Raw genomic sequence first — 16776 nt, 5'->3', positions numbered from 1 at the left:
GTTATTTTTCAATTTTTAGTTCTAAAAAAACCTTTTAGATCATTTACTTGTTTAACAGCATAAGTATCGATAAAAACAGTAGTCTTTGGAGCCTGTAACCCCTATCTCAATTTTAATAATCAATTTTTAGCTAGAAACAAGATAGATGCGTTCAGCAATAAAATACTTCTCCGGCATAAATTATCTAACTAATAGTAGAAAATTCACTACTATTATATAGTAGAAAAATAATCCTCACTGCCCTTCTAGCATTACTTAACCACGGAGTGATAATTTTGCCATCAAATATTAAGGAAGGCGTAAGAAAGGCTTGATATTTGCATTTAATACACAGTTAGGTATACATAACTGCCCAATGGGTGTATAGTAATAAGTGTAGTAGATTTGTCAGTTAAATCAAAGAGTCATTTCATTCGTATGGGTGTTTTCATTCTTCTTTTTTAGCAACAAGATATTGCAAAAAAATTATATGTGCAAAACGCACTAGGAGGAAACACAATATGAATACAGGTACAGTGAAATGGTTTAATGCAGATAAAGGTTTTGGCTTTATTACTCAAGATAACGGACAAGATGTGTTCGCACACTTCTCAGCTATCCAAGGCGACGGCTTCAAAACTTTAGACGAAGGTCAAGCAGTGACTTTCGACGTTGAAGAAGGCCAACGCGGCTTGCAAGCAACGAACATCTTCAAAAACTAATTTAAACATATTCGAAACGATCCAAATTGCTTGGATCGTTTCTTTTTTTCAAAATTATGCCACATGTTCAATTACACCGATGCTTTATACAAAGAAAAGGGGTTATTCTCAATGGGATTCAATGGATGGAGACAAACCGTAGCTTCAGAAAAAAGCAAAGATTTTAACGAAGGACAAGAAGTATTCTTCCTTCACAAAAAAGTGATGCGCAGCGGCAAAATAGACGTTCTGCTGGTCAATTCAGCAATCATTAATCTGAAAGATCTGCCCGATCAAAAAGAACAAAACGAAAAAACAGTGATTAGTTATGGTAAATTAACCACTAACTAAGGCCATCAAAAAACCTTAGCAATTTTCCAGCCCCGCGCTGAATAATTGCTAAGGTTTTTTATTTTTTCTCGTCAATATACTCTGCTTGAACTCTTTTCATAATCTCTACTTCAGTTAACTTCTTTGTCTCATTCACAAAGTCGTAATATGCCGGTTTTTGATCATAACAGATTTCCATTTTTAAAGTTGCATCCTCATAGTCATCAAATAAATCAATTGGGATATTGTAAAGGTCAGTTGATATTGTGCGATAAAAGAGGTTCGATCCACAGTTTGAACAAAATCCTCTCTCTACCCAGTCAGATGATCGATACCTCTTAACTAAGTCTTCGGGCGTAATATTAATTTTGTCTCCAGTACCTGCATCTACTGTTAGTGATGGACCAGAGTCCACTTTCGACACATGGAGCAATGGCATGCACTCACTTCAGAATGAACGTCCTTAATTTCAATCGAAACCTTCCCGCACAAACATTTTGCTGTTTTCATGTTGTACCTCCTCTTGCTATTTATCAAAACTACAAGTATTTTTTCCAAGCTCGATGAAGCCGCTGAACACAATCAGGAATGTCCGAAAGCGAAATTTTACTGAAACCAAGAAATAATTTATTAGGCGGACACTCTGCCTTATCCTGCCAAAACTGCATCCTTTTTTAACTGAAGCTAGAATAAGATTAAAAAAGCTGTTTTAGTTTTACAGATAACTTACTATATAATATGCTATTTGAATACCTCATTCATTAAAGTTATAATTTATTGAGGTGGAATTTATAGACTATCATTTCGAACTTCTATTAAGGGAGATTAAACAATGAGCACTATCTTGATCCTAGTGGGTTTTCTTGGTTTTCTAATTGGTTTAATTCAACCATATTCTAAGAAGATATCTAAGGTAAATTCACTTGCTATAACTTCTATAGCAGTTACTATGATTTTTACAGGGGTCATGCTAGCACCACCTGTTGAATCCGCAAATGCAGTAAGCAGTCCAAAATACGAAAACATCGCAAAAGACACTACCGCTAAGCAGAAAAGTTCTGAAAAGAACGAAAAGAAACAGGTGCAAAGCAAAGCTGAAAAAGCCAAACAGAAAAAGGCGCTTGAGACCACTATCGATAGAATCAAACAAGAGAACAGTGAACTCGCCCTTCTCGACTACAGTGGTACTCAAACCATTGAAGTAAACCATAACGAACCTACTTTTACAAAAGCAGATTTATCCTTAGCCAATAAAGCTTGGGAAAAATACGGCGATTTAGACAGTCTGAATCGTGCTACTTATGCCGAGGCTATGTTAAATAAGAGCTTAATGCCAACAGGAGAACGCGGTGACATATCCAAAGTTAAGCCCACCGGTTGGCACAACAAAAAGCTTGGTAAAAGCTATCTTTACAATCGATCCCATTTAATCGGTTACACTCTTTCAGGTGAAAATGATAACTGGAAAAACTTAATCACCGGAACCGCTCAGCTGAATAATCCGGAAATGCTGCGGCATGAAATGGATATCAAAACTTACCTTGAAAAAAACAAGAAAAATTATGTGCGTTACTCAGTTACACCCGTCTTCAGAGGCGACGAACTTTTGGCTCGCGGTGTCCACATGATGGCGAAATCCATTAATAGTGACGCGATTAACTTTAACGTCTATATTTTCAATGTTCAAGATGGTGTCACTTTAAACTATGCTGACGGAACCAGCCAGACAGATAAAGAAAGCGAAACTGCTCAGCAAAAAGAAGCAGAAAAACAAGCCGAGCTTCAAGCACAACAGGCGGCCGCCGAAGCGCAACGCCAACAACAAGAGCAGGAACAACAGCAACTTCAACAGCAGCAAGCCGCCACTTCCACTGGCGGCGGTCAAGAATATGTTGATGCCAATGGTAATGGTCTGATCAAGGGTTCGAAAAACGGGATCTATCACCTTCCCGGCAGCGAGTATTACAGTAGAACAACCAATCCAGCTGCCTGGTTTAAAACGATTGAAGAAGCCGAGCAGGCAGGTTATCGAGCACCTAGATGACCTTATCGAACTTAATTGATCGGTTAAACTTAAATAAAAAAGATATAATTTTGCACCGGATTTAATAGTTTATTGGTCAGATATTAGTTTGCTTTTTCATTGATCCAACGAAACATATAAGATATTCTCCTCGAGAACTTCTCTTATCGTTTAGGTCAATAGTATTTTAGATTGTTTTAAAGCCATACCTTTTCATTTACCCACACAGCTTAAAAAATTTCACCTTGGAAAAAGCCGATTCTAAATCAGATTTAATCAAAAAAGTGCACGACCTTTCTAGGACTTATCCTACAAAGGCCATGCACTTTTAACTTTAAAATGTTCTTTTTCTCAAGCAATACAATTCGCCAACTAGTTACTCTTCTTACGCTCTTTCCACAATATCAATCCCGCTGTAACTAAAAGGATGCCTATCAACATTAGAATCTGATTGTTTCGATCATTCAATTGCGGAATAAGTTTTGAGAGAACTGATGGTGGTGTTTTTGTATGTGAATCTGATGGCGGAACTATTTCAGATTTTTTCACATTAAGAAACTTACCAACATCTACCCTAGCCGGAACACCTTTGGCAGATTCGTTAATAGTAAACTCGATTTGTTGATTACTTAACGTGTAACCATCAGGTGCCTTCGTTTCATTAAAAAAGTAGGTTCCTGGCTGCAAATGGTCTATCGTAACTTTTCCTTGGCTATCTGATTCCAGTGCTTTTTCAACAATATCACCTGCATGATTTGTCACATTAAATTTAGCTCCTTGAAGTGGTTGGTTCTGAGCATTAACTTTAGTTAACTCAGCTGAACCTTTGTAGTTGATAAATTCATCACTTGCAAGAACAACAGTTGGTTCACCAAAGGATTCTTTACTAATTGAAAAGGCTACTGGTTGTTCGTTAATGATGTACCCCTCCGGCGCTTTTGTCTCAATAAACTGATAATCACCAGGAGATAGTCTTTCAACCATTACTTTTCCATCATAATCAGATGATAACCCCTTGGCTACCTCGATGCCTTCACTAGTAACAACTTTGAATTCGGCTCCTGCTAATCTTTCACCTTGCACATTTTTCTTTGTTAATTGGGCTGTCCCTTGGTAATTAATAAAATTGTTGCTGGCAAGTTGGACGGACGGCTTACCTGCGGCACTATCACTAATTGTAAAATCAATTGGCGTTGTATTGATAATGTATCCATCTGGTGCCTTTGTTTCGATAAACTGATAGTTACCTGGAGCCAGATTCTCTGCTATTATCTTTCCATCATCTCCAGAAGTCAAACCTTCTTGAATCAGTTCATGAGTTTCATCTACAACATCAAATATCGCACCTGAAAGATTTTGTCCTGATATATCCTGTTTGATTAATTCAGCGGTTCCTTGATAATTAACCAACTGCTCAGTGACCAACAATTCTTGAAAATTTTCACTAGAAATTGGAATAACAACCTCAATTGGTTCTGTGTTAAGAACAAAGCCTTTTGGTGCTTTGGTTTCAACCAAGTAATAAGTTCCGGGAATTATCCCCTGCGCTATAATATGACCCTCCACAGAATGGAGCTCCTCAACCTCAATACCATTTTGATTGAAAATAGAAATTGGATTTTCGCCATCAGGTGTCGTAGAAAGGACAAAGCTTCCACCATTTAATCGTTTGCCACTATCGTCCACTTTTTCAATATCTATTTTTCCGCGATAGTTATTGATTACTCCTAAGTCGATTACCTCTGGCTTACCAAGTGATGAAGTAATTACAAAAGGAATTTCTGATGTGTTGAGTACAAAATTTGCCGGTGCTTTGGTTTCAACCAAAAGATAATTTCCTTCATCCAAGCCTTTAATCGAAAGTTTCCCATCGGCTTTAGTAAGCACTGTGTCAGTTGCTTGATTCTCTTCATCAAAAAACGAAATAGGGCCGTTTCCTCTTGAACCATCTTCATTTTGTTGGTAGATTTGGAATTGCGCGCCTGCTAAGGTTTGGTTATCTTGACTCGTCAATCCATCACCATCCACCTTTACTCCTACCACAGTTGATTGGTAGTTAGTATAAGAGAAAGAATCAATCGGTCCAGATTCTAATTCTGGATCAACAACGAAATAGATCGGCTGTGTATTTAAAATGTATCCTGGTGCTGCTTGTGTTTCAACCAGCTTATAACTCCCAGCACCTAAGTTTTCCAGTGGAATATTTCCATCTTCATTGGATATTACTTCTCCTAGCCTTTCTTCTTGTCCTGTTTGTTCATTATACAAGTACAAATCAAAATGAGCGTTGCCGATTGGAGCGCCATTGCCCTCTTTTGTAATTTGGGCTTTGCCTTTAAAGTTTTGAAAATCTCCCAAATTGACAACTGCTGGTTTTCCCTCTGCTGATTCTGCAATCTCTACTTTAATCATATAAGGATTCACAACATAAGAAGAACCGTCAGGCAGCAAAGGCGCCTTCGTTTCCTGAATATAGTACGTACCGGGAGCTAAATCATCAAATTGGATCCAGCCATCCTGACCACTTGTTTTCGTTATCTCTAGACTTTCTAGATTGTTATCAAATAACGTAAATTCACCCCCAGCTAACGGTGCTTCACTGGTATCAACCTTTCGAATTTTTACACTCCCTTTGTAGTTAAAGAATTCACCGATTTCAACAATACTCGGTTCGTCTATAGCTGAATTAATAATTTCAAACTCTTTATTAAGTGTGTTAAGTAGATAACCATCGGGTGCTTGTGTTTCAACTATTCTATAAGTTCCCGGAGCAAGACCAGAGATAGAAATTTTCCCTGCTTGATCGGAAATCAGTTGATCCTTCACAATCATTCCTGCAGTATCCTGAATCTGAAAAACGGCACCAGATAGACCCGTTCCATCTTCAGCTTGTTTAACTAATTCCGCTGACCCTTGATAGTTAATTGCTGTCGCTACATCTACAATATTTGGCTGACCGATCGCACGGGCAGGTATAGTAAACGGATATTCACGTTCATTCAGGATGTATCCATTTGGTGCAGCTGTCTCGACAAACCGATACTCTCCTGGGGCTAAACTTTCGACATTTATTTCACCATTAGTATTAGAAGTCAAATTTTCTACGACTGGGTTCCCATCAGAATCAATCACTTTAAAAACAGCACCAGAAAGAGGGTTTTGATTCTCATCGCTTTTTATTAACTTCGCTGACCCTTGGTAGTTCACCATGTTTAAATTCACAGTAGGAATTTGGTTATTCCCATTGCGCAGAACGAAAAATTCAATCGGTGTTGTATTTATAATAAAATCCATGGGTGCTCGAACCTCAGTTAGACGATATTGTCCAGGTTGTAAGCTATTAATTTCTAGCTTCCCTTGAGCATCAGTAATAAATGGCCCACCCGCTTGCATTTGCCACATACCTAGCGCACTTTTTCTTTCTAAACTAAATTCAGCTCCAACTAATCCCAGTTGATCTTCGTCCGTTTTCGTTAAAATTACTTTATTAGGGTAATTCACAATATCTGTGGGTACAGAATTTTCAACAGAAGTATCGGCTGTTATCTGAATCCTTCTACCTTGAACGAGGTCATCTGGAATCGTATGTCCTTCTGGAGCTGTTGTTTCTACTAATAGGTAATCTCCTAGGATTAAATTTCCAAAGATAATCATGCCATTTTCATTTACGTCCCCTTCACGAAGCAATACTGTTTTTGTAGTATCCCATAATTGAAAGTGAGCACCTGTTAAACTTGTTGCTCCATCTGCAGAAGTTTTTCTAAGTGAAATTCTTCCTTTAGTCCCAGTTGCTGAGCCGCCGCTGTGATTCACACCTACAGTAACATCTTGACCACCAGTATCTTGAACCTCACGTGTCCCTTCTCCAACAATATCTACTTGGTTTGAAACAGTATCTGTATTCCCTGTTGAAGAAGAACTGATCAATGCTCGGTATTCCATAAAATATGCAGTTGTTATTTCATGTAAAAATCTAGCAACCAATACTTGTTCACCAGTGACGTTGTCTGTTGCTATGGAGAGTTCGTAATCAATACCTTCTGACAAAGGATTGTTTCGATCTGGTGTAACCGCTCCGTCCTCAGCAATAAATGTTTGATAAAGGATTACTGAATTCTGATCAATAATCTGGTTGTTCGAAGGGTGATCTGTCACTTGTACATTTTGCAATACAGATTGAGCTGGATTAATTACTAAATGCCAGTTCACAAAATCTGGAGCTGATGGGTCTTGTTCACCGTTTTTTTGAACATGAGAACCACCATTTTTTACAGAAACTTCTCCAATGACTTCACGGTCATCTCCATTGTTATAATATTCAGCAACATTCTCATAATTTGTCGAGGACTCTACTACTTTTCCTTCAACTGAAGTTTCAAACTCAATAAGATAAGTATGCTGACTTTCATCAGGAAAATGAATTTCTAGTGTCTGATTGTTATCGCCTGAGGGGGTTACAATGCTCATTTGGTTATTCACTGGCGTATCATTTTCTTTTACCACAGTACCATCCGGTAAAGTTACTGCTTCATATATATTCAGAGAATCTGTTATAAAATCTTGATTTTCTTTAATTTGATCCTTTAAATATGCTCCCGATAAAGGGTTTCTACTCAAATTAACTGCCACGGTCCATGTGATGTGTTTGTTTTGCGCATTGTACATTCCGCTTTTTTGAGCGTTTAACGAGTAGTCGACTTCTGGTTTGAAACTTGAGTCATCTTCAGAATGCCTTTCATCCCCTTGATCATCCACCCAATCTGCACTTACATCATTATTGAAATGATCTAGCGCTGGATTATTAGGGTCAAGTAATGAAATATCAAAATTAGTCGTATAACGGACAGTCAAACTTTCTTCTGTAGGGTTATAGTCACCTAAAAATTCAATTTTCAAACCTGTTTCATTATCGGCATTATCAAACGTTTGTATTAAGCGATAATCTGTTCCAATTTCCAGCGTTTTTCCGTTCGAATCTATAATGGTTAATTGATAACCTGATTCAACTGTCCTACCTAGAGTTAAACCTGGAACCGGACTAAAAGTATCCGTCAATACTAGGTTTTCCATATGGTATTTGTTTCTATTTACTTGGATTGTCCAATCTATCTGACCATCAGCATAATTCACATTACCATAATTTTTTATAACGTTTTGTTGTTGAGCTGTTCCATTACTTTCATCTTGCTGACCTGTGCCAATTTCAACTTGGTTATTTACTTGAGTTGGATCAGTGACTATGCTAGTCACGTCTGTTTTATAAGTTACTTTGATCGCACTGGTTATATCGTCAGTAAACTGAATAACAAAACCCTTTCCATCTAAATTTGGAGTCAGTGTATATTCTTCAGGTGTGTTCAATTTTCTTCCAACGATTTCTCTTCCATTTTCATCAAATGTAATTATATGGAGTTCCAAAGAGTCCTCTATAAATTCCAAGTTGTCGCTTAACGTATCCGTGATAACTGCATCATTTTGTGAAATATGCTTTCCACCATAATTGTATTTTATTTCCCATGCAAATTCTTGATTACTCGTATCATAACCAACTCTGTTTTTTTCTAAAATTTTACCGTAAGTATTGGTTACACTAGCTCTGGCATCAATTCCATCAGAATCATTATCATCAGTTAAGGTTGCAGTGTTTGTAAAGCTTACTGTACCGCCGTCCTCAGGAATCGCAGAATCATCGATACTAGTAAGATATTCTAATCGATAAGCATCCGTTACTTCTCCAGCGATAATAACATTTCCGTTATTATCAACGGTATACTGATCAGGGGTTAACAATTCGCCAACAGATGCGATTGTCCCATCCAAATTCATCACCAATTTATAAACTGCTACAGATTCATATGTTAAACCCGAGGGCCATTGTTCAGTAATTACTGGATTAGTAAGCACTTGCATCCCTTGGTTAAAATCGACCACCCATTTCACTTCAGTAGGATTAGGGGTACGATCAAAGCTTCCTTTTTTAGAAATGGTTGTCTCTGTTGCTGGTCGAATAGGTATGGTGATAGGCGGCAGGTGATCTTCTTCAGGAAAAGTAATTGTAGTATTCCCAGGACCATCAATATGCTCACGATTAAATTCAGTTTCAAAATTAAAGGTGCCATTAATGTTTGATTCTTGTGTCACCCTATCATTAAATATAATTTTTACTTGGCCACTTTCATCCACACTATAATGAGCATAAACCTCACCGTCTCCATTCGCTAAATCACCCTCTTGTAAGTTGCTAACTATTACTCCTTCCGGCAGTTGAAACGCAAAGTAATCCCCAGAATTAATTTGGGTCCGCACCTCTTCAGGGATCGACCAATCATAGTATAATCTTACAGTAGCATCTACTGGTATAGGGGGAGTGAGTTCTACGCCGTTTTTATCAAAATAACTCATCTCGGCTTTAGTAATAATTGTTCCTGTCCCTTCCAAGAAGTAGGTGCGGATATCGTTAACTTCGGTGGGTGCTTCTGCTTTTATTTCAGGAGTGATCCGCTCAACAGTTTGTTCTTCAGTAGAAGTGATATTGGCTGATAATGGATTGTCTTCAATGTTAGTAGTCGCGTCTACGAGGGCTCTCTCACTTTTTTCTAGCCGATCATTCTTGTTGTTTAATTCTTCAGGTACTTCGACTACTAGTGATTGGTTACCATGTAAAAGATTAAAGTTTTTCTTATTTAGTAGAGATTGACTATCTAATGGCAGTTTCATATAAAAGTTTCCATTACTTTCAGGAGGAACTTGAATAATTACTTTATCAAGTGTTACAGAATAAGAGGCCCCTGATATACCTGACAAATCCTGCTGATTTTGCTCGGTAAAATAAACATCCTTAGAAATCGCTATTTCTTTTGATGTAGTTTCATCTGAACCTTGAATTGTTCCTTCTACGGTTACAAATGATTCACCTTCCTCTTTCGTTGCGATGGCTTTTTGTATTTCAATAAGTGGTGGCTCATCCAATATTTTTGCAATCCCCAAGACCGGTGTTAAATATTGCATAAAAATTAAAAACGTCATAAAACCGTATAAAAATCTTGCACTGCTATTCCTTTTCTCCATATCGTTATCTCCTATTCTCTATGTCATCCTTTATGACTAGTATATAGAATAGTAATTTTTTTATCGAGAAAAACGCTTACTATTGTATTCATTTCTGTTCATAAACATTAATTTAACTATACCTATTTTTATATTAGTGAAAACTAGCCATTAATAACTAGTAATTACACGCTTTTTTCCATTATCTTCCCTTATTACAAGGATATCTCCAGTTAGTATCCGCAGTAGATGGTTAGCCGTCATTTTTTCAGTTGTCAATAAATCATTGATTGGGCTTGCATTAAATTTCAATCCATTGTATAGAAACATGATCGGTTAGATTAACTGACAAGTAATAAATAAAAGCTGCAACTATACTAGCTTAATGAACTAATAATTGCAGCTCCAAATTACCTATCATTCGTGACTGTGACATAAAACGTCACCGCTACTGAAAACTGCTTAATCGATGTCACTAAAGCAGTTCTTTCGGAAATAAGCCAGCTAATCGCAAAATATGAGAAGTTATTTTCGGATTAGCTCTCAAAGCTGAGCACTTTTATTACAGCCTCTTTTCAGTATAAGGCTGACTTTTTTTCGCAAAAAAAAAGCTGAGTATTTTGTTACATACTCAGCTACTTCAATGTCAAACATGTATTCATAAAAGAAAAGCTCTAACTCTCAAACAGAAACATTTTGTACTTCTATTTTAATAATAAGTCTAGCTTTCCAAACTTCTAACTATTAACCTAACAGATTTAGTGTCGCAACGACGCTACTTCTTCGGTTCGTCCTCATCCATTTTCAGCACTGCCATGAAGGCTTCTTGAGGGACTTCAACAGATCCGATTTGTTTCATTCGTTTCTTACCCACTTTTTGTTTCTCCAACAATTTACGTTTACGAGAAATATCTCCACCGTAACATTTCGCCAATACGTTTTTCCGTAAAGCCTTAATATCCGTACGAGCTTGAATTTTCGTACCAACTGTCGCTTGAATTGGCACTTCAAATTGCTGACGCGGGATCAAGGTTTTTAGTTTTTCAACAATTGCCCGACCACGTTCTTGCGCAAATTGCTTATGAACAATGAAGCTTAGTGCATCGACTTTTTCAGCATTCAATAAAATATCCATCTTAACTAGCTTGCTTTCACGGTAATCCGCCAATTCATAATCAAGCGAAGCATAGCCTTTGGTGCTGGACTTCAATTTATCAAAGAAATCAAAGACGATTTCTGATAACGGAATAAAGTACACGACATTTACCCGATAATCATCTAAGTAATCCATCGTCACAAATTCGCCACGCTTTCTTTGAGAAAGCTCCATGACAGCACCAACGTAATCGTTAGGAACCATGATGTTGGCTTTAACGAACGGTTCTTCAACAGTTTGAATTTTTGACGGATCTGGGAAGTCGGCAGGATTATCCACGACAATCTTCGTTCCATCTGTTTGGTTCACATGATAGATTACCGAAGGAGCGGTAGTGATCAACTCTAGATTGAATTCCCGTTCCAACCGTTCTTGTACTACATCCATATGGAGCAAGCCTAAAAAGCCACAACGGAAACCAAAGCCTAAAGCTTGTGAAGTTTCTGGTTCGAATTGCAAGGCCGCATCATTCAGCTGTAATTTTTCCAAAGCTTCCCGCAGGTCATTGTAGCGAGAAGTATCGATTGGGTATAGACCACAATATACCATTGGATTCATTTTGCGATAACCAGGCAATGCTTCTGGTGTCGGATTGTTAGCTAACGTAACCGTATCCCCAACTTGGGTATCCTGAACCGATTTGATGCTGGCAGTGATATATCCAACGTCGCCTACCATTAAATAATCCCGTTGAATAGCCTTCGGTGAGAACACGCCCACTTCGGTTACATCAAAGGTTTTACCGTTATTCATTAATTGAATTTTATCGCCAGGACGCACTACGCCGTCTATCACTCGGATGTTCAACACCACGCCCCGGTAGCTGTCATAAACCGAGTCAAAGATCAAGGCCTTCAACGGTGCTGTTAAATCACCGCTTGGAGCCGGTACTTTTTCGACGATTTGTTCTAAAATGTCTTCGATACCGATACCGGTTTTAGCACTGGCTAGCACTGCTTCCTCTGCATCGATGCCAATCACGTCTTCAATCTCTTTACGTACCCGCTCTGGATCCGCCGCTGGCAAATCAATTTTGTTGATGACTGGCAAAATTTCCAGATCATTATCTAATGCCAAGTATACGTTAGCCAAGGTTTGCGCTTCGATCCCTTGGGCCGCATCTACGACTAAAACAGCCCCTTCACAGGCCGCTAAGCTGCGGGATACTTCATAGGTGAAATCGACGTGCCCTGGGGTGTCGATCAGATGGAAAGTGTAAGTTTGCCCATCTTTGGCATCGTATTGCAACTCGATAGCATTTAGTTTGATCGTAATGCCCCGTTCGCGTTCTAGATCCATTGAGTCTAGTAATTGATCCTGCATTTCCCGGAGACTTACAGTATTGGTTTTTTCTAAAATACGGTCAGCCAAGGTGGACTTGCCGTGGTCGATATGGGCAATAATCGAAAAGTTTCGAATTTGCTTTTGTCTTTCTTGCATTTGTTCTATATTCATTGATGTTCCTCATTTCTTTTAATCAGCACCACTCATTATACCAACGATTGTACGATAAAAAAAGGCTTTTTACCATTTCTCAACGTTAGTAAGAGAAAAATCAAGTCGGTTTTGCTATACTTGTTCTATAAACTAAATTTGGAGATGAAAGAATGGACCATGAGTTGAAAAATGAGATGGAGCTGCGGCGAGTTAGTGAGAAATATCTTGCTCAGTATGATGAGCTGCTGAGTTATGTATTTCAAGTAACTGAAGAAGATATCGAAAGCAGTGGCTATGAAAACAAACGTGAAATGGTTCGGGCAAAAAAACCAGTACTCGAGCAGTCAAAAGTTTTCGGTTGGTTCCATAATGACAATTTGATATCCCAAATTGCGATCTACCCTTGTGAAGTCAATATCCACGGAAAAGTTTTCCAGATGGGTGGCGTTACAGGTGTAGGAACTTATCCTGAATATGCCAATCACGGATTAATGAAAGATTTGATTCAGCTAGCATTAGTGGAAATGCGTAAAGATAAACAGTGGATTTCATATCTTTACCCTTATAATATTCCCTATTATCGACGTAAAGGCTGGGAGATTATGTCGGATAAGCTGAGCTTTAAAGTAAAAGATACCCAACTACCTAAACAAGTGGATGTGCCTGGTATTGTGGAACGACGTGATGTAGATGATCCGGATGTCTACAAGGTTTACGATGAATTTGCTTTAAAAAATCACGGAGCTATGATTCGTAAAGAACTGAACTGGGAAGAATACTGGCGTTTTGAAAACGAAGAAGAACGAATTGCCGCTATTTATTACGATCAAGACGGTCAGCCCACCGGAGTGCTCTTTTACTGGATTTATGACGAAGTTTTTCATATTAAAGAAATGTTCTATTTGAATCAAGAGGCTCGCAATGGCCTATGGAACTTTATCAGTGCACATTTTTCAATGATTTACTGGGTGAAGGGCGATATTTTCAAGAATGAACCGTTATCCTTCTTACTAGACGACAGCGAAATCACCGAAACGATAGCCCCATATTTCATGGCACGCATTGTGGATGTAAAAGAATTTTTGCAGGAATATCCTTTCTTTAAACAGGTAGAACCATTTTACTTTGAAGTTACCGATCCGGTGGCTGATTGGAACAATGGCATCTTTGGCATAAGTTGGGACAATAATGGTCAACTACAGGTGTCCAACGAACCCGTGGGGCATCCTGTCAAGCTATCGATCCAAACCCTGAGCTGTATGCTGATGAATTATCGTCGGGCTTCTTACTTGGCAAGAATCGAGCGTTTGGAAGCTGACAAAGAAACGATTCAATTATTAGAAGAAACATTACCTGACATGGAGGCGTATTTTAGTGACTATTTCTAATCATATTTATTTCGCTGGACCAATGTTTACCCAAAGCGATCTGCGTTACAATGAATACTTAGTAAAAAAAATTCGAGCACTTTCATCAGAGATTACCGTCTACTTACCGCAAGAAAATGAAGCAATAAATGACAAGTCCGCATATGCCGATAGTAAAATGATCGCCTTGGCCGACACTGAGGAAGTCTTGAAAAGTGATCTGATGGTAGCCGTCTTAGATGGGATTACCATTGATGCAGGCGTTGCATCAGAGATTGGCGTGGCTTATGCTAAAGGAATTCCCGTAATTGCGTTGTATTCCGATACCCGTCAGCAAGGTGCGGATAACTCGCAAAAGCTGGAGGCTCTAGCAACACCTGCGGAAAATCAGTTTCATTATTTGAACCTGTACACAGTTGGTCTAGTAAAGTTAAACGGTGAAGTTGTTTCGACAGAAGATGCCATGCTGGATGCGATTAAACGGGTACTTCTAGAAAGAAGGGATTAAATGACCTATCGCAAGCTGCAAATCGGGCTAATCATATTCGGTCTAATCTGCTTAGCCTATAACATCTACGAACTAATTATCAGCAAATATTCCACCCAGCAAGGAATTATTTTCGTGGTGGAATGTATTGCCGGCATCGCTTTGATTTTTCTACCAGAATTGGTTCAGAAATTTTTCAAACTGGCGCTTCCTGAGAAAATTGTCTATTTTTACTGGTTCTTTCTAGTGATCTCGGTCTTTTTAGGAACCTCTTTGCACATGATTTCTAGGATTTCATATTGGGATAAAATCCTGCATGCCGTAAGTCCGATGGTTTTAACTGCCGTCGGCTATGGACTAATCGGCTTCTTTATGAAGGATGCACCTATAAGCAAAACCTCACCTTGGCTATTCCTGTTGTTTGGCTTTGCCTTTGCTGGATTATGCGGCGTTTTTTGGGAATTTTGGGAATTTCTCTGCGACACAGTGGCAGATATGAACCTTCAGCGTTATGCGACTTCCGGTGGTGTGCCTTTAGTCGGTCGGGACGCTTTGATGGATACGATGGGGGATTTGTTAACGAACACAATTGGCGCCTTTATTATGGGGGTCTTTGCGGCGGTTCAGGCTAGAGGAAACGCCGGCCATTTTGAAGAATACCGTTTAAGAAAAATAAAATAAATAGTTGTTTCCATCCTCTGCTACTTTGAGTGAGGATGGATATTTTTTTCTGCCTAAAAAAACCTAGTGAAGTTATTCTCCACCAGGTTTATCCATATGTTTTGGTGCATGCTCTTTCATCGTATATTCATTGACAGTAATTTTTATTATCTCAGTTCGTTTAATCATACCTTCAGGAATTTCGTCAAACTCGACACCCTTGGCCGCATGATCCATCAACAGATGCAATGCAGCACGCTTTTCTTCTATATCTTCTAACAATTCGGCAACGCCAAAACCAATCACACTTTCATAAGCATAGGAATAATTTTCCGCTTTTCGTCCACCTTCAACTAAAGCATGTTTGTGATCCATTTCAATTGCGACTTTGCTGTCTGCCTGCAGGCGGTTGATTTTTTCCCCTTCAGTTGCCCCATGAATATACAGGACTAACTGTTCCTCATTCCATTGATAACCGTAGTTTACCGGCACAATATAAGGATAGTCTTCTCCGTTAAAAGCGATTCGAACAACCTGACATTCCTCTACTACCGTTTTGATTCGATCCAGATCGGTAACCTGTCTTTTTTTTCTGCGCATGCCCTCACTCCTTTGTCTCTTCATTATATAAGATTAGAAATTGAAAAGAAATCTTTTTTAAAGTGAAAAAAACTGAAAACTGATAAACCAACCTTTATAAAATATAGTAAAGAAAACCTTTATTTATCAAGGTTTTTGCCCTTTTCAAGCGGCTTTTTTTGAGCTAGAATATCCATGAAAACATTCGTGAAAATTCCAACAAACTGAAAGGTGTGTTTTTACTTTGCTTGATGCAATTATTTTTGATGTGGATGATACCATTTATGATCAGCAACAACCGTTTCGCAATGCTATTCAGAGAGTGTTCCCTTACGTTCGTTTGAAAGATATGCATTTTATGTATATTCGGTTTCGCGTACATAGTGATGAGAATTTTAACAAAGTCATTTCCGGTGATTGGTCCTTAACCTATATGAGAAATTATCGGATTTGCCAATCCTTGAAGGAATTGAATTATCCAGAAATCATCGACGAACAAGCCTTGACCTTTCAAAAAGTGTATGAAGAAGAGCTTGATGGGATCATTATGCATCAAGAGGTACGAAAAACGTTAGACTTTCTACAAGAGCAAGAAATTACTTTAGGTATCATTACTAATGGTCCTACTGATCATCAACATAAAAAAATTGTCCAGTTGGATTTATTAAACTGGGTAAATCCTGAACACATTATTATTTCGCAAGCCTCTGGTTATGAAAAACCTGACAAAGAGATCTTCAGATTAGCAGAACAGCAATTTCAGCTAATTCCCGAACAAACACTTTACGTTGGTGATAATTTTGATAATGATGTAGTTGGTTCAAAAAGTGCCGGTTGGCAGGCTTTGTGGTTCAATCATCGCCAACGCCAGTTAGCGGACGATATGTTACCCATTCATGATGTTGAGATTACATCTTTTGACGAGTTACTCCCCGCTATTGAGCAACTGGTTCAAAAAGAACGTTTATTAGTTGAAGCTTAATTCAAAAAAAGGGAAACGACTTTTTCTG

General features: G+C 38.4%; 12 protein-coding genes. 7 read left to right on the top strand and 5 right to left on the bottom strand.

The features are described from left to right. The first annotated feature begins 500 nt into the window (after window positions 1-500). A complete protein-coding gene (locus IGI42_RS00855; protein ID WP_207675810.1) occupies window positions 501-701 on the top strand; it encodes a cold-shock protein in 201 nt (66 codons plus the stop codon). A gap of 111 nt (window positions 702-812) precedes the next feature. Then, complete coding sequence (locus IGI42_RS00850; protein WP_438713651.1) at window positions 813-1031, top strand: hypothetical protein; 219 nt, start codon at window positions 813-815, stop codon at window positions 1029-1031. 58 nt (window positions 1032-1089) lie between these two features. Here IGI42_RS00850 and IGI42_RS00845 read toward each other — a convergent pair whose 3' ends face one another. Further along, window positions 1090-1449, bottom strand: coding sequence for a GFA family protein (locus IGI42_RS00845; RefSeq protein WP_438717067.1), 360 nt, complete (start codon window positions 1447-1449; stop codon window positions 1090-1092). Then, window positions 1404-1520, bottom strand: a complete 117-nt coding sequence (locus tag IGI42_RS00840; RefSeq protein WP_438713650.1) for a GFA family protein — start codon at window positions 1518-1520, stop codon at window positions 1404-1406. Before IGI42_RS00840 ends, IGI42_RS00845 begins: the two co-directional genes overlap by 46 nt. 322 nt (window positions 1521-1842) lie before the next feature. On the opposite strand from IGI42_RS00840, the gene IGI42_RS00835 reads away from it, so the two are divergent. Then, the gene (locus IGI42_RS00835) at window positions 1843-3054 is read left to right on the top strand and encodes a DNA/RNA non-specific endonuclease (protein WP_438713649.1); all 1212 of its coding nucleotides are present in this window, start codon (window positions 1843-1845) and stop codon (window positions 3052-3054) included. A gap of 351 nt (window positions 3055-3405) precedes the next feature. Here IGI42_RS00835 and IGI42_RS00830 read toward each other — a convergent pair whose 3' ends face one another. Together IGI42_RS00830 and lepA are read right to left on the bottom strand one after the other, a co-directional pair. Beyond that, on the bottom strand, window positions 3406-10101 hold the full coding sequence (locus IGI42_RS00830; protein WP_438713647.1) for a SpaA isopeptide-forming pilin-related protein: 6696 nt from the start codon (window positions 10099-10101) through the stop codon (window positions 3406-3408). Between the two features lie 754 nt (window positions 10102-10855). Beyond that, complete coding sequence (lepA, locus tag IGI42_RS00825; protein WP_438713646.1) at window positions 10856-12691, bottom strand: translation elongation factor 4; 1836 nt, start codon at window positions 12689-12691, stop codon at window positions 10856-10858. A 152-nt stretch (window positions 12692-12843) separates the two neighbouring features. Here lepA and IGI42_RS00820 point away from each other — a divergent pair, with 152 nt between their 5' ends. The 3 genes from IGI42_RS00820 to IGI42_RS00810 are packed head-to-tail and all read left to right on the top strand — an operon-like array spanning window position 12844 to window position 15208. Then, a complete protein-coding gene (locus tag IGI42_RS00820; RefSeq protein ID WP_438713645.1) occupies window positions 12844-14061 on the top strand; it encodes a GNAT family N-acetyltransferase in 1218 nt (405 codons plus the stop codon). Continuing rightward, window positions 14048-14548 carry a nucleoside 2-deoxyribosyltransferase gene (locus IGI42_RS00815; RefSeq protein WP_438713643.1) on the top strand — a complete coding sequence of 167 codons (501 nt, stop codon included), beginning with the start codon at window positions 14048-14050 and terminating at the stop codon, window positions 14546-14548. The genes IGI42_RS00820 and IGI42_RS00815 overlap by 14 nt, the downstream gene beginning before the upstream one ends. After that, the gene (locus tag IGI42_RS00810) at window positions 14549-15208 is read left to right on the top strand and encodes a hypothetical protein (RefSeq protein WP_438713642.1); all 660 of its coding nucleotides are present in this window, start codon (window positions 14549-14551) and stop codon (window positions 15206-15208) included. 72 nt (window positions 15209-15280) lie between these two features. On the opposite strand, the gene IGI42_RS00805 is transcribed toward IGI42_RS00810, so the two are convergent. Further along, the gene (locus IGI42_RS00805) at window positions 15281-15787 is read right to left on the bottom strand and encodes a pyridoxamine 5'-phosphate oxidase family protein (protein WP_438713641.1); all 507 of its coding nucleotides are present in this window, start codon (window positions 15785-15787) and stop codon (window positions 15281-15283) included. Window positions 15788-16010: 223 nt separating this feature from the next. On the opposite strand from IGI42_RS00805, the gene IGI42_RS00800 reads away from it, so the two are divergent. Continuing rightward, window positions 16011-16748, top strand: coding sequence for an HAD family hydrolase (locus IGI42_RS00800; protein ID WP_438713640.1), 738 nt, complete (start codon window positions 16011-16013; stop codon window positions 16746-16748). The last annotated feature ends 28 nt before the right edge of the window (window positions 16749-16776 follow it).

This window comes from Enterococcus sp. AZ109 (assembly GCF_051714625.1).
Taxonomy (GTDB): Bacteria; Bacillota; Bacilli; order Lactobacillales; family Enterococcaceae; genus Enterococcus_A.
This window is presented reverse-complemented; position numbering and strand designations above follow the sequence as displayed.